The organism is Nocardioides daedukensis, from assembly GCF_013408415.1.
In the GTDB taxonomy this organism is placed as follows: Bacteria; Actinomycetota; Actinomycetes; order Propionibacteriales; family Nocardioidaceae; genus Nocardioides; species Nocardioides daedukensis.
On the sequence record NZ_JACCAA010000001.1, the window covers coordinates 2,208,535 to 2,222,749 of the forward strand.

Here is a 14,215-nt window from a genome sequence, read left to right on the forward strand (position 1 = left end):
GTTGTTGACGCAAAACACGCCGAGCCGGCAGTTGTTGACTAACAGATGTTCGTCAACAAGTGCCGGCTCGGCGTGGTCAGGAGTCAACAAGTGCCGACTCGAGGTTTGATCAGAGTGCGCGGAGAATGTCCTCCACGCGGTCCTTGGCGTCACCGAAGAGCATCGCCGAGTTCTCGCGGAAGAACAGCGGGTTCTGCACACCGGCATAACCCGAGGCCATCGACCGCTTGAAGACGACCACGTTCTTGGCCTCCCAGACGGTGAGCACCGGCATGCCGGCGATCGGGCTGGTCGGGTCCTCCGAGGCGGCCGGGTTCACGGTGTCGTTCGCGCCGATCACCAGGACCACGTCGGTCTCCGCGAAGTCGTCGTTGATCTCGTCCATCTCGAGCACGACGTCGTAGGGGACCTTCGCCTCGGCCAGGAGCACGTTCATGTGACCGGGCAGGCGACCGGCGACGGGGTGGATGCCGAAGCGGACGTCGACGCCCTTGTCGCGAAGCTTGCTGGTCAGCTGGGCCACGCCGTACTGCGCCTGGGCGACGGCCATGCCGTAGCCCGGGGTGATGATGACCGACTTGGCGTCGCCCAGCATCTCGGCAACGGCCTCCGCGTTGGTCTCGCGGTGCTCGCCGTAGTCCTTGTCCGCGGACGGACCGGCCTCGATGCCGAAGCCACCGGCGATGACGGAGATGAACGAGCGGTTCATCGCCTTGCACATCACGTAGGACAGGAAGGCACCCGAGGAGCCGACCAGGGCGCCGGTGATGATCAGCAGCGGGTTGTTGAGCAGGAAGCCCGATGCCGCAGCGGCCCAGCCGGAGTAGGAGTTGAGCATCGACACGACGACCGGCATGTCGCCGCCGCCGATCGAGGCGACCAGGTGCCAACCGAGCGCGAGCGCAAGGATCGTGACCAGGATCAGCAGCCACAGTTGCGGGTCGATGACGAACCAGACGGTCAGCGCCACGAAGAGCACGAGCGCACCGAGGTTGATGAAGTTCTTGCCCGGCAGCACCAGCGGCGCGGACTTCATCTTCGCCGAGAGCTTCAGGTAGGCCACGATCGAACCGGTCAGGGTGACGCCACCGACGAAGACGCCGATAAAGACCTCGGCCGAGTGGATGCCGAGCATGTCCTGGAACTCGAGCAGCTGGACAGCCTCGCTGCCCGGACCCTCGTGCTCGGCGTGCAGGTAGGCGTTCCAGCCGACCAGCACGGCAGCGGCACCCACGAAGGAGTGCAGCAGCGCGATCAGCTCGGGCATGCCGGTCATCTCGACGACCTTGGCCCGCTGGAGGCCGATCGCGGCGCCGACGACGATCGCAACGATCATCAGGCCGATGCCCAGGCCCGAGGGCTCCCGGTCGAAGGCCAGCGCGATCGTCGCGACCAGCGCAACCACCATGCCGGCGATGCCGAAGGAGTTGCCCAGGCCGGCGGACTCATGCTTGGAGAGGCCGGCCAGGGCGAGGATGAACAGGAGGCCTGCTACGAGGTAGGCCGCAAAGGATGCAGATTCGATATCCATGGGTCAGCTCGTTTCAGGATCGGGTGAACATGGCGAGCATGCGGCGAGTCACCGCGAAGCCACCAAAGATGTTGATGGAGGCCAGCAGGATCGCGGCGGCCGCGAGGATGGTGATCAGGGTGCCGTCGTGGCCGATCTGCAGCAGTGCGCCGACCACGATGATTCCGGAGATCGCGTTGGTCACCGACATCAACGGGGTGTGCAGCGCGTGGTGCACACCGGTGATCACGTAGTAGCCGATGATGATCGACAGCGCGAAGATCACCAGCTGGCCCTGGAGCACGGCCGGCGAGGCAGCGACCAGCAGGACGAGCAGCAGGCCGGCACCCAGCACGGCGCCGAGCTTGGCCGTCGGGGTGAGCGGCTTGCGCTCCTTCTTGACGACCTCCTCCTTGGCCTCCACGGGCGCGGCTGCCGGAGCGGCCGAGACCTGGACGGGCGGCGGCGGCCAGGTCGACTCACCGTCGCGCACGACGGTGATCGAGCGCTGTACGACGTCGTCGAAGTCGAGGACGAGCATGCCGTCCTTCTCCGGCGTCATCAGCTTGAGCAGGTTGACCAGGTTCGTGCCGTAGAGCTGCGAGGCCTGGGCAGGCAGGCGACCGGCGAGGTCGGTGTAGCCGATGATCGTGACGCCGTTGGCGGTCTCGACGACCTGGCCGGCGACCGATCCCTCGACGTTGCCGCCGGAGCCGGCAGCCATGTCCACGATGACGCTTCCGGCCTTCATCGAGGCAACCATCTCCGCGGTGAGCAGAGTCGGCGCGGGACGGCCCGGGATCAGCGCGGTGGTGATCACGATGTCGATGTCCGGCACGGTCTGCGCATAGAGCGCGGCCGCACGGGTGTTGTAGTCGTCCGACATCTCCTTGGCATAGCCGGTGGCGGAGACCTCGACGTCGGCCGACTCGACCGAGAGGTAGGACCCGCCCAGCGATGCGACCTGGTCGGCAACCTCGGGACGCGGGTCGGTGGCCTTGACCACGGCACCCATCGAACCGGCAGCACCGATCGCGGCAAGACCGGCGACACCGGCGCCTGCGACCAGGACCTGGGCCGGCGGAACCTTGCCCGCGGCGGTGACCTGGCCGGTGAAGAACCGGCCGAAGACGTGTGCGGCCTCGACCACGGCGCGGTAGCCCGCGATGTTGGCCATCGAGGAGAGCACGTCGAGGGACTGGGCGCGCGAGATGCGCGGCACGGCGTCCATCGACAGTGCCGTGATCGGGCGCGAGGTCAGATCGGCAACGACCGACTCGTCCAGGCGCGCGTTCAGGATGCCGATCAGCGTCGCGTTCTGGCGCAGCTGGTCGAGCTGTTGCGCGGCAGGCTGGTTGACGCCGAGGACGATGTCCGCGTCGAACGGATCGCCGATCGATGCTCCGGCCTCCACATAGGCCTCGTCAGCGAAACTCGACGCGTCACCCGCGCCGGTCTCGACGACCACCTCATAGCCGAGCTTGAGCAGTTGGACTACGGTGGCCGGGGTCGCAGCGACTCGGGTTTCCCCGGTCTGTGCCTCCCGCAGGACGCCGATGATCATGTGATCACTCCGATTCAGTGCTGGTATCGGGTGCAATCTAGGCGCCAACTGCCCACTATCCGGGCATTCGTCCCATCATCCGGATGGTGAGCCGTGCCTCATGCCCAACCCTCAGGCCTGCTCGACCTTGCTCATGTCCAGCTCACGGACCGCCGTGATCAGCTGGTCCAGAGCGTCGGCGGGCAGCGCGCCGGCCTGGTTGAAGACCAACTTCCCGCCCTTGAAGGCCATCAGCGTGGGGATGGAGGAGACCTTTGCGGCGGCGGCGAGCTGCTGCTCCTCCTCGGTGTTGATCGAGCCGAATACGATGTCGTCGTTCGCCTCTGCTGCGGCCTCATAGATCGGTGCGAACTGGCGGCACGGGCCACACCAGGAGGCCCAGAAGTCGACGAGCACGATGTCGTTCTCGGAGATCGTGGACTCAAAGTTCGCTGCACCAAGGTCGATGGAAGACATGCATCGAGCGTACGTCGCGACCGGGCGAGCGCGGCTCAGAGCGCGATCCGGAGCCCCTGGGCCCACGCCCACGCCTCGTCGGTCAGCGTCCCGTGCTCAGCACACAACCTCAGCCAACGGGGTGTCGGCCAGGAAGTTGGTCGGGTTGTAGCCCGAGGACCCGGCGCGGCATGGTGGGCGATGTTCACGACCCCCAAGCATCGGAGGAATCGATGACCGAGCACACCGTCGGCTACCTGATCGGCAGCCTCTCCAAGGACTCCATCAACCGTCGCCTCGCCACCGCGCTGATCTCCCTGGCACCGGACAACCTCATCTTCACCGAGATCGAGACCGGCGACCTGCCGCTCTACAACCGTGACCTGGATGCGGACTATCCCGAGCCGGCCCAGCGGCTCAAGGAGCACCTCGGCTCGGTCGATGCCTTTCTGTTCGTCACGCCGGAGTTCAACCGCGCGATTCCCGGGACGCTGAAGAACGCGATCGACTGGGGCAGCAGGCCGTGGGGCTCGAACTCGTTCTCCCGCAAGCCGTCCGCGGTGATCGGTGCCTCGCCCGGGAAGATCGGCACCGCCGTCGCCCAGCAGCACCTGCGCAGCGTGCTCGGCTTCTGCGACTCGCCGCAGATGGGGGCGCCCGAGGCCTACATCCACTACACCGAGGGACTGGTCGCGGACGACGGGTCCGTCACCGTGCCCGAGGTGGAGGAGTTCCTCAGTGACTGGATGGCCCGGTTCTCCGAGTTCGTCGGTCGGGTCCGCGCGGTGATTCCTCCGGAGGAGTGACCCCCTGCCGGTGGCGAAGCTCCGGCGAGCTCAGCGAACTTCCCAGTCGGCCACCGGCCCGGGAACCACCTCGAACAGCGGGTGCACCCGCGGCGACGCGGCGCGGAGCATGTCGTGTCGCTGCGGGTCGCGCAGCGCGAGCTTGGCCAGCAGGTGCTGCCACTCGTGATCGACCTGGCCGTCGGTCACCTCGATCCGCAGATCGGGGTCCGGCGCCGCCACCAGCAGCGCACGGTTGAAGGAATAGGCGCGCGCGTCCGCCTCGTCCGCGACCGCGTGCAGGTAGGTCGCGATCGCCTGCACCGGGTCGTCGGTCGCGCGGAAGCGCACCAGTTGCGGGTGGCGGGTGTAGCCCTTGGTCAGTCCCTGCAGCACCTTCTGCGCGAGCAGGGTCTCGCGCCAGCATGCGACCAGGCCCCTCACGTCCAGCTGTTCGGGGTGGATGGACCAGATCCTCACGACTTCTCCTCTGCCGGTTCGTCCGGCTTGGCCAGCCGATAGCGCACGAACGCCGGTGCCGCCAGGGCAGCGACGACGGTGAGCACCACGACAAGGAAACCACCACCGGCGGCGGCACTCGCCGTACCGGCCAGCGCAGCGGCACCGCCATGGGCCACGTCGGCGATCCGCGGACCACCGGCGACGACCACGATGAAGACGCCCTGCAACCGGCCGCGTACGTCGTCACTCGCCGCCGTCATCAGCATGCTCTGCCGGAACGCGGCCGAGACCATGTCCGCGGCGCCGCCGACCATCAGCATCGCCACCGCGCAGCCGAGCATGACCCCGCCGGAGCCGTTCGCGAAGCCGACGAAGATGCCGAAGAAGGCCATCGCCAGGCCCCAGACCAGGATCGCGATCACCACGGCCAGACCTTGGCGTGAGATCCGGGAGACCCACCCGGAGAAGATCCCGCCGAGCACTGCCCCCGCCGGGATCGCCGCGAAGAGCAGCGCGAAGGCGAGGCCGCCCTCGTCCGGACCGCCGAAGTCGGTGTGCGCCATCTCGGGGAACAGCGCTCGTGGCATCCCGAAGATCATCGCGATCAGGTCGACGACGAAGGACATCATCAGCACCGGGTGCCCACGCAGATAGCGCAGTCCCTCGATCACCGAGCGCAGCCCCGGCGTCGAGGCGAGCCCCTCGACCGGGAGTGCCGGGAGAGCGGTGACGGCGAAGAGGGTGGCGAACAGGCACACGGTGTCGACCAGGTAGAGCCAGGAGTAGCCGAGCACCGGGATCAAGGATCCGCCGACCAGCGGGCCGGCAATGGCGCCGGCCATCATCACGGTCATGTTCAGCGAGTTGGCTGCCGGCAGCAGGTGCGCTGGCAGGAGCTTGGGCAGCACCGCGGAGCGGGTCGGCTGGTTGATCGCGAAGAACGCCTGCTGCACGGAGAACAGGCCGAGCAGCAGCCAGACGTTCTCGTTGCCTGCGGCGGCCTGGGCCCAGAACAGTCCACTGGTGACGATCAGCCCGACCGTGGTGATCAGCAGCAGCTTGCGCCGGTCCATCGCGTCCGCGAGCGCGCCGCCCCACAGCCCGAAGACGATCAGCGGGACGAGACCGAAGACGCCGGTGAGGCCGACGTATGCCGAGGAGCCGGTGATCGCATAGATCTGCGCGGGGACGACGACCACCGTCAGCTGGGCGCCGACGACGGTGACGATGTTGGCCAGCCAGAGGCGCCGGAAATGCTCGTTGCGCAGTGGTCGCGTGTCTGCGACGAGGCCCCTGATCACGAGGGATGAGGCTACTCCTGTCGGTGGGATCTAGAATCTGCCGGTGACCAAGCCCGCCGAGGATGCCTCCCCCACGCTCGATCGGATCGACCCGGATGAGTTGGCGACCGCGGTGAAGGTGCTCGGCCAACTGCACGAGCTGCCCTCCGACCACCCTGACGTCACCACGGTCAAGCACGCGGCCTCGCACATGTACAAGGCGCTCAAGCAGGCCCGGCGACTCCGCAAGCGCGCGGCCGAGGCCGCCGCGGACCGGGCAGTCATCGAGGCGACCGCCACCGGCTCGGCGATGCGGATCGACGACGAGACCCAGGGCATCCCGCTGGTCTCGGGCGCGAGCGGTGCCTTCGCCGGAGAGCTGCTCAAGCCGCGCGGCTGCTACATCTGCAAGCAGGATTACACGCTCGTCGATGCGTTCTATCACTGGCTCTGTCCGGAGTGCGCGGCGTTCTCGCACACCAAGCGCGACCAACGCACCGACCTGAGCGGCAAGCGCGCGCTGCTCACCGGCGGGCGGGCCAAGATCGGGATGTACATCGCGCTGCGCCTGCTGCGCGACGGGGCGCACACGACGATCACCACCCGGTTCCCCAAGGACGCCGTACGCCGCTTCTCCTCGCTCGAGGACAGCGACGAGTGGATGCACCGACTCAAGGTCGTCGGCATCGACCTGCGCGACCCCACCCAGGTGATCGCGCTCGCCGAGGACGTGGCCGCGTCGGGACCGCTGGACATCCTGATCAACAACGCCTGCCAGACCGTACGCCGCTCCCCCGGCGCCTATTCGCAGCTCGTCGAGATGGAGTCAGCGCCTCTTCCCGAGGGCCGCGAGCTGCCCGAGATGGTCCGCTTCGACCGGATCTCCGAGGCGCACCCGGCTGCGATCGCGGGCGCGCTCGGCAACGACGCCATCGCCCAGCACGAGGGCGAGACTATCGAGCATGCCCGGGCCGCGCACACCGCCGCGTCGCTGACCGCGCTGGCGTTGAAGGCCGGCCATGCCTCCCTCGAGAAGCACCTCGAGGGCACCGCTGTCGACGCCGGCGGCCTACTCCCCGACACCCAGGTCAACAACTCGTGGACCCAGGTCGTCGAGGAGGTCGACGCGCTCGAGCTGCTCGAGGTGCAGTTCTGCAACTCGATCGCGCCGTTCCTGCTGGTCTCCAAGCTCCGCCCGGCCATGCGTGCTGCCCTCGCAGCGGGTGCCCGCCGCGCCTACGTCGTGAACGTGAGCGCGATGGAGGGTCAGTTCTCCCGTCGCTACAAGGGCCCCGGCCACCCGCACACGAACATGGCCAAGGCCGCGCTGAACATGATGACCCGGACCAGCGCCGGTGAGATGTTCGAGACCGACCAGATCCTGATGACCGCGGTGGACACCGGCTGGATCACCGACGAGCGCCCGCACCAGGACAAGCTGCGAATCGCGGCCGAGGGCTGGCACGCGCCACTCGACCTGGTCGACGGCGCGGCCCGCGTCTATGACCCGATCGTGATGGGCGAGGCCGGCGAGGACATCTACGGCTGCTTCGTGAAGGACTTCAAACCGAGCCCCTGGTGAGCTCGATTTCGGCCCCAGCGGCCGCAGATCTTGTCTAGTGTGCAGCAATGAAGCACTTCCGGTCGGCCGTTGCCGCTCTCGCCTGCCTGACAGCCCTGGCAACCCCCGCGTTGGCCATTCCCACCCTGGCGGCACCCGCCACCGCAGCTGCGGCATCCGCGGCAGCGGGCCGCACCCTGACCCTGACCGGGACGGGCACGACGATGTGGCCCGCGTTCTCCGAGGACGTCCCGCGCTATGGCATCAGCACGACCGGCTCCGCCACCGGCACGGTGAAGATCACCGCCACCCCGGCGGGGCCCGGCGGCCGGGTGCTCGTCAACGGCGCCCCCACCACCGGCTCGCGCACGATCACCGGTCTCGAGCCCGGGGACGAGATCTCGGTGATCTTCGACGATGACAGCGGACGCTCGGCCTACTCCCTGATCTATCTCCCCACCCGCTTCCCCATCCTCGAGCGCACCACGCCGGCGAGCAGCGCGGTCGCCCCCGGACACGTGCTGCTGAGCCTGAGCGACTTCGGCGTCGGCTCGCCGTTCTTCGAGACGGCGGTGGACCGCAACGGCGTGCCCGTCCACGTGCACACGGAGTGGTCCAGCGCCATCGACTTCAAGCAGCAGCCGAACGGGGCCTTCACCAGCTCGCGGCAGTCTGCTGCCACCACTGGTCGGAGCGGCGGCGCACTGGTCGAGCTGGGCGAGGACCTCGAGCCCGCATCGGTGCACCAGACCGTCGGCAGGAACAACACCGACGGCCATGACTCGATCCGGACCACGGACGGCCGGACCATCCTGCTCGGCTATGAGCCCAACAGCGCGACCGGCAAGCTCGACGCCGTGGTGCAGGAGCTGGACTCCGCCGGCAACGTGACTCTCGACTGGAACAGCGCCGACCACGTCGACATCGCCAGCGAGAGCGTCGTCCCTGCCACCAACAACGACTATGCCCACATCAACTCCGTGGTCGAGACCGCCGACGGCAACCTGCTGCTCTCCTTCCGGCACCTCAGCGCCGTGTTCAAGATCGCGCGTCGCAGCGAGGACGGGCACCAGGCCGGCGACGTGCTCTGGCGCCTCGGCGGCCGGACGAGTGACTTCACCTTCCCCGACGACGCGCTCGGCGGGCCGTGTGCGCAGCACACCGCCAGCGAGTTGCCCAACGGAAACATCCTGATCTTCGACAACGGGTCGGCGGACGCCACCCGGGACATGTGTGTGGATCCCCAGGACCGGGCGAACGGCACCCAGCGTCGCGCCTCGACCCGGATCACCGAATATGCCCTCGACGAGGAGACGGGTGCGGCGTCGCTGATCTCGTCGTACGACGAGGGCGGCTTCGCGCTCTTCGCCGGTGGCGTGGTCCAGTTGCCCAACGGCAACCGCCTGATCGGGTGGGCCGCCGCACGGGAGTCAGTCGCCTCCGAGGTCAACGGGCAGGGCCAGAGGATCTGGTCGATCCGGGACACCAACACCGATCTCACCAAGAGGCTCTTCACCTATCGCGCTGCCTCTGGCGTCCTCCCCGACAACGTGGACCCGGTCGTCAGCCTCACCCTGCCGGCCTCGGTCGCCCAGGGCTCCTCGACGACGCCGGCCTTCTCGTGCCGCGACAACGGCGGCTCGGGGTTGGCGGACTGCGCGACCACGGGGCTCAACGGTGACCGGCTCGACACCCGGACGCCGGGCACGCACGAGGTCGCGGTGACCGCCACCGACGCCGCAGGCAACACCGACACCGCGACCGCGTCGTACGTCGTCACCAAGGCGGCGACCATCGGCCGCCCGGACGCGATGGCCAAGGCCTCGGGCCAGCGCTACTACACCGGCAACAACGTCTATGGCGGGGCGAGCAAGCAGACCGTCCGGGCGACGCTCGGGCGGATGTGGAGCAAGCAGCGGGCCACCCTGCGGATCACCAACGACGCGTCGGCGACCGATCGCTACAGCCTGCGCGCGAGCGCTTCGAACAGCCGGTTCCGGGTGCGCTATCTCGCGGGCACCCGCGACGTGACGGCCCAGATCGAGGCGGGCACCCTCATGTCGCCCTACATGCGGAAGGGGCAGCAGTGGACCCTGACCGTCGAGGTGACCCGGCGAGCGGGGGCCCGACGAGGCGACTACCGCACGTTCATCGTCGCGGTGACGTCACGGCACGAGGCCCGCACCAGGGACTCGGCCGGGTTCAGGGTCTCTGCGCGCTGAACCGGATCGGGAACCGCAGCGCGCCGGTGTTTCCAGAAACCGGCAACCACTGACCCGGCCCGTCCGGGACAGCGTCCGGCATCCGTCGGGCGAGCAGCGGCAGGGCGACGGCCATGTCGGTGCGCGCCACGAAGTGACCCAGACAGTGGTGCATGCCCGCGCCGAAACCCAGGTGCGGTGGCCGCTGCTCGGTGATGTCGAAGGTCGGGTCGGGGTAGGCCCTCGGGTCGGTGCCCGCCGAGTGGGAGAGCACCTGCACGACCCCGCCGGTCGGGATGTGCAGCCCGTTGAGGTCGACGTCCTCGACGGCCTCACGGGTCACCCAGGTGACCGTCGGGTTGACCCGCATGACCTCCTCCACGGCGTTGCCGCCCAGCTCGGGCCGCTGTGCCAGCAGCGCCCACTGGTCGGGGTGCTTGAGCAGGGTCTGCAGTGCGAGGCCGAGCTGGTTGCGGGTGGTCTCCATGCCAGCGAAGGCGAGGAAGGCCAGCGCGACGTCGAGTTCGTGGCGGGTGAGTCGGTCGCCGTCCACGCTGGCTTGGACCAACGTGGAGACCAGGTCATCGCGGGGGTTGGCCTGCCGGTCGGCCACGACCTTGTCGAGGTGGGCAGTCAGCTCGCTCAGCGCCGCCTCGATGCGGGGCACCTGGTTGCCGACATCGATGGAGAAGGAGAAGCCGAGCTCATCGGCCCAGTGCGCGACCTGCTTCCAGTCGTCGTCGGGCAGGCCGAGCAGCTGGCAGATGATGCGGGCCGCGTAGGGCTCAGCGAACTCACTGATGAACTCCACCTCACCGCGCGGGGCGAAACCGTCGATCAGTTCGTTGGCCAGCGCCTGGAACTGCGGCCGCATTGCAGCGATCACCTTGTTGCGGAAGGCCGGCATCAGCAACCGCCGGATGCGGGCATGGTCATCGCCCTCGAGGCTGAGCAGGGTCTCCTTCCACCAGTCGGAGAAGAGCCCGGAATGCACGCCGTTCTGCTCGGGCCACTTGCCGTTGCCCTGCTGGAAGCGCCGGTCCCGCAGCAGCGCCGCTCCCTCCTCATGGCGCAGCACCGCCCAGCCGTACGACGTCTCGACGTACCACTGCTCCTCGCGCACGGCATGGACCACGGGCGAGGTCACGTCGAATGCCGGATCGGCGAGGTCGAAGAAGGTCATGACGGCATCGTAGGCGCGTCCGACTGGGCGCGGAGCTTCTCCAACCGCTTCTCGAGCAGCTCTGTCCGGTGCGAGTTGCCGTGCAGATCGACATAGCGGTGGCCGAAGACCGCGAGCAGGGCATCGTCGAGGCGGCGTACGGCCCCGGGTGGATATTTGTAGCCCATCCGGTCGTTGATCGCGTCGTTGTCGAGCGTGGAGAGCAGTCCGCTCAGCTCGTCGAAGGAGACGATCCCGAGCTCGAGCAGGAGACCGGAGATCCAGCCGTAGTGGTCCGGGCGGGACCAGTCGCTCTCGGGATAGATGCCGGCCAGGAAGCTGGCCAGCTCCTTGGTGTCCAGGCGCGGGTCGAGGTCGTCGGCCGGTCCACGCTCCTCGACCACGCTCGAACGGAGCCGGTCGCGGATCTTGGAGAACTCCTTGTCCGCAAGCTCGATCAGCCCCGCGGCCAAGGTGAAGCGGCGATCCAGGTCCTTCACGTGCTCGTCCGGCACGGTGCCCTTGTAGCGCACGTCGTGCTCGAACTCGGCCCACGCGTGCTGCAGGACCGTGCGCAACTGGACACTGGCACGCAGCCCGAGCAACGGATGATCGGCTGGTACGTCGTTGGCGTTCGGCGTGACCAGCAGGTGACGGCTCGAATAACCGAAGCGTCCCTCGCTCGCGGTCTCCACGCCCAGGTCACGGTCGTCGAGGACGGTCAGCTCACCGGCAAGCAGGTCGGCCACCGCGGCCACGTCACTGTGCACATAGGTGATCACCCGGATCCCGATCTGGTCGGTGACCTCGTTGATCGGGTCGGGGTAGAGCGGCTCACCGTCCTCGAGACGCGCCGCCTTGTCCGCGAAGGAGGCGACGCTCTTGGTCCGGCCGGTCACCGAGAGGTAGTTGATGCCGGCGTCGTCGAGCAACCCGGTGATCAGCTCGAGGAACGCGTCGGTGGCGCCACGGAGCGAGGGTTGCATCGCGGCGTACTGCTGGACCGCCTTCGTGGTCGGGTCTGGTGCGACCCGCTTGGTCTTCGGCATGTGCCCAGCCTGCCCTAGCCGCCCGGCTCAGGCGAGCGCAGCGCGGATGTCGGTCTGGGAGAAGTCATCGCCCTTGAAGAGCAGGGGTTCGTCGGTGGACCTGGCCAGCGCATAGGCGAAGCAGTCACCGAAGTTGAGGGCAGCGGGGTGGCGTCCCTTCCCGAACCGGCGCCAGGCTTCCATGGCCTCGCGTGCTTGAGTGGCATCGAGGGGGACCACCTCCACGCCACAGCGCTCGATCAACAACTCCAGGTCACGGGTGGCGTCCGGACCCTGCCTGGCTTCCAGGACGATGCTCGCCTCCACCAGGGTGGCGCTCGAGATGGCCACCCGCGTGGCGCCGAGGATGGCCTGCGCATGCGACTCGGCGTCCGGCTCCCCGAGCACGATGCACACGAGCGACGAGGTGTCGGCGATCATCCGGGCAGCCCGTCGTCGTCATAGCCGAGGAGCTCATCGGCGTCGCGCGCGTCGTACGTCGCGCGTGCCCGTCCGCGCTCGATGATGCGACGCAACTCGGTCTCCGCCACCGACGGTCTGTTCGTGCCGCGGATCCGGGCCAGCCTCTCCTCGAGCGCGATGCGCGTGGCGACCGTGATCGACTCATGGGCCTCACGCGCCAGCTCTCGGGCGAGACGGTCGGTCTCCTCGTCCTTGATGTTCAGCGCCATACAGGGAGACTATCAGGAAGAATTCCTCATCCCCAGGAAGAATCAGCGTCCATAGAGCAGCTTGAGCACCTTGGCGAAACGCGCGTCCGCCGTGGCGTCGCGGCTGAACGAGGTCAGGTTCATCACCGGCTTCATCCGCTGCTTGGTCACCGACTTGGCATAGGTGAACTCCTTGAGCCCGTCCGCGCCGTGGATCCGGCCGAAGCCCGACTCGCCCACGCCGCCGAACGGCAGCGACGGCACCCCGGCAAAGGCGATCACGGCGTTGACCGCGGTCATCCCGGACCGGATCCGCCAGGCGAGGTCCTCACCGTTCTTCTTCGAGAACACGGTGCTGCCGAGGGCATAACGGGTGTTGTTGGCCAGCTCGATCGCCTCGTCCATGTCCTTGACCTTGCGGACGGTCACCGTCGGGCCGAAGGTCTCCTCGGTGACGGCGATCGAGTCCTCGGGTACGTCGACCAACAGCGTCGGCTGCACGAACCGGTCGCCGACCGCGCCCGCTCCGCCGACGAGCGCGCGTCCGCCGCGGGCGAGGGCGTCGTCGATGTGCGAGCGCACGATGTCGAGCTGCTTGGGCATCGTCATCGGACCGACCTGGGCGTCGGCGTTGGCGTGCACGGTCTTGGTGATCGCGGTCAGCTTGGTCACGAACTCGTCGTAGACCCGCTCGTGGACATAGACCCGCTCGACACCGGCACAGGTCTGGCCGGCGTTGGAGAAGGCACCCCAGGCGGCGGCGTCCGCGGCTGCGGCGATGTCAGCGTCCTCGTCGACGATCAGCGGGTCCTTGCCGCCGGCCTCGATCACGACCGGGATCAGCTTCTCCGCGCAGGTCGCCATCACCTTCTTCCCGGTCGGCCCGGAGCCGGTGAACGCCAGCTTGTTGATGTCCGCACGGCACAGGGCGGTGCCGGTCTCGCCGAAGCCGGTGACCACGGAGAGGATCGACTGGTCGCGGAGCACCTCGTTGAGGCTGTCGGCGAGCCACACCCCGACACCGGGGGTGAACTCGCTGGGCTTGAAGACCACCGGGTTGCCGGCGGCGAGCGCATAGGAGATGGAGCCCATCGGGGTGAACACCGGATAGTTCCACGGCCCGATCACGCCAACGACCCCGAGCGGGCGATATTCCAGCTGCGAGGCCTGGTTGGCCATCAGCAGCCCGGAGCTCATCCGGCGGCGGCCGAGCACCTTCTTGGCGTTCGCGGCCGCCCACGCCAGGTGGTCGAGCGCCAGGCCGGCCTCGATCATCGCGTCGGGCCGGGGCTTGCCGGTCTCGAGGTGGACCACCTCCACCAGCTCGTCGAGCCGGTTGGTGATCACCTTGCGCCAGCGGTCCAGGACGTCCTTGCGCCCGTCGAAGCCGATCTCGCTCCACCACGGCGCCATCGCGCGGGCGCGTGCGACGACTGCGTCGACGCTCGCCGCATCGTCGATCGGGTGGACACCGACGACCTCGCCGGTGGTCGGGTTCAACGATTCGAACGTGCCGCTCATGAACATCTCCTCGGTTGGGCTCGGTGCTGAGGTTA

General features: G+C 68.2%; 13 protein-coding genes. 3 read left to right on the forward strand and 10 right to left on the reverse strand.

What is annotated here, in order from left to right; all coding sequences use genetic code 11:
* Positions 1 to 109: 109 nt before the first annotated feature.
* The 3 genes from pntB to trxA all read right to left on the reverse strand — a co-directional run bounded on the left by pntB (position 110) and on the right by trxA (position 3,530).
* Positions 110 to 1,531: a Re/Si-specific NAD(P)(+) transhydrogenase subunit beta gene (gene pntB / locus BJ980_RS10905; RefSeq protein WP_179502313.1), complete on the reverse strand. Its 1,422-nt coding sequence runs from the start codon at positions 1,529 to 1,531 to the stop codon at positions 110 to 112.
* Between the two features lie 13 nt (positions 1,532 to 1,544).
* Positions 1,545 to 3,074, reverse strand: a complete 1,530-nt coding sequence (locus tag BJ980_RS10910; RefSeq protein ID WP_179502314.1) for a Re/Si-specific NAD(P)(+) transhydrogenase subunit alpha — start codon at positions 3,072 to 3,074, stop codon at positions 1,545 to 1,547.
* 111 nt (positions 3,075 to 3,185) lie between these two features.
* Complete coding sequence (trxA, locus tag BJ980_RS10915; protein ID WP_179502315.1) at positions 3,186 to 3,530, reverse strand: thioredoxin; 345 nt, start codon at positions 3,528 to 3,530, stop codon at positions 3,186 to 3,188.
* A 212-nt stretch (positions 3,531 to 3,742) separates the two neighbouring features.
* Between trxA and BJ980_RS10920 the strand changes: the two genes are divergently transcribed.
* Complete coding sequence (locus tag BJ980_RS10920) at positions 3,743 to 4,315, forward strand: NADPH-dependent FMN reductase (protein ID WP_179502316.1); 573 nt, start codon at positions 3,743 to 3,745, stop codon at positions 4,313 to 4,315.
* A 30-nt stretch (positions 4,316 to 4,345) separates the two neighbouring features.
* Here the strand turns inward: BJ980_RS10920 and BJ980_RS10925 are convergent, their stop codons facing one another.
* Complete coding sequence (locus BJ980_RS10925; RefSeq protein WP_179502317.1) at positions 4,346 to 4,774, reverse strand: pyrimidine dimer DNA glycosylase/endonuclease V; 429 nt, start codon at positions 4,772 to 4,774, stop codon at positions 4,346 to 4,348.
* Entirely contained in the window at positions 4,771 to 6,057 is a 1,287-nt protein-coding gene (locus BJ980_RS10930) for an MFS transporter (protein WP_343047783.1), read from the reverse strand. The genes BJ980_RS10925 and BJ980_RS10930 overlap by 4 nt, the downstream gene beginning before the upstream one ends.
* A 43-nt stretch (positions 6,058 to 6,100) precedes the next feature.
* Between BJ980_RS10930 and BJ980_RS10935 the strand changes: the two genes are divergently transcribed.
* Together BJ980_RS10935 and BJ980_RS10940 are read left to right on the forward strand one after the other, a co-directional pair.
* Entirely contained in the window at positions 6,101 to 7,618 is a 1,518-nt protein-coding gene (locus BJ980_RS10935) for an SDR family NAD(P)-dependent oxidoreductase (protein ID WP_179502318.1), read from the forward strand.
* 47 nt (positions 7,619 to 7,665) lie between these two features.
* Positions 7,666 to 9,819, forward strand: coding sequence for an aryl-sulfate sulfotransferase (locus BJ980_RS10940; protein WP_179502319.1), 2,154 nt, complete (start codon positions 7,666 to 7,668; stop codon positions 9,817 to 9,819).
* Here BJ980_RS10940 and BJ980_RS10945 read toward each other — a convergent pair.
* The 5 genes from BJ980_RS10945 to BJ980_RS10965 are packed head-to-tail and all read right to left on the reverse strand — an operon-like array spanning position 9,800 to position 14,180.
* Positions 9,800 to 10,981, reverse strand: a complete 1,182-nt coding sequence (locus BJ980_RS10945) for a cytochrome P450 (protein ID WP_179502320.1) — start codon at positions 10,979 to 10,981, stop codon at positions 9,800 to 9,802. The genes BJ980_RS10940 and BJ980_RS10945 overlap by 20 nt on opposite strands.
* Positions 10,978 to 12,009 (reverse strand): GTP pyrophosphokinase, encoded by a 1,032-nt coding sequence (locus tag BJ980_RS10950; RefSeq protein WP_179502321.1) that lies wholly within the window; start codon positions 12,007 to 12,009, stop codon positions 10,978 to 10,980. The genes BJ980_RS10945 and BJ980_RS10950 overlap by 4 nt, the downstream gene beginning before the upstream one ends.
* A gap of 27 nt (positions 12,010 to 12,036) precedes the next feature.
* Positions 12,037 to 12,429, reverse strand: coding sequence for a type II toxin-antitoxin system VapC family toxin (locus tag BJ980_RS10955; RefSeq protein WP_179502322.1), 393 nt, complete (start codon positions 12,427 to 12,429; stop codon positions 12,037 to 12,039).
* The gene (locus tag BJ980_RS10960; protein WP_179502323.1) at positions 12,426 to 12,680 is read right to left on the reverse strand and encodes a type II toxin-antitoxin system VapB family antitoxin; all 255 of its coding nucleotides are present in this window, start codon (positions 12,678 to 12,680) and stop codon (positions 12,426 to 12,428) included. Before BJ980_RS10960 ends, BJ980_RS10955 begins: the two co-directional genes overlap by 4 nt.
* Positions 12,681 to 12,722: 42 nt before the next feature.
* Positions 12,723 to 14,180 (reverse strand): aldehyde dehydrogenase family protein, encoded by a 1,458-nt coding sequence (locus BJ980_RS10965; RefSeq protein WP_246279958.1) that lies wholly within the window; start codon positions 14,178 to 14,180, stop codon positions 12,723 to 12,725.
* Positions 14,181 to 14,215: the final 35 nt, after the last annotated feature.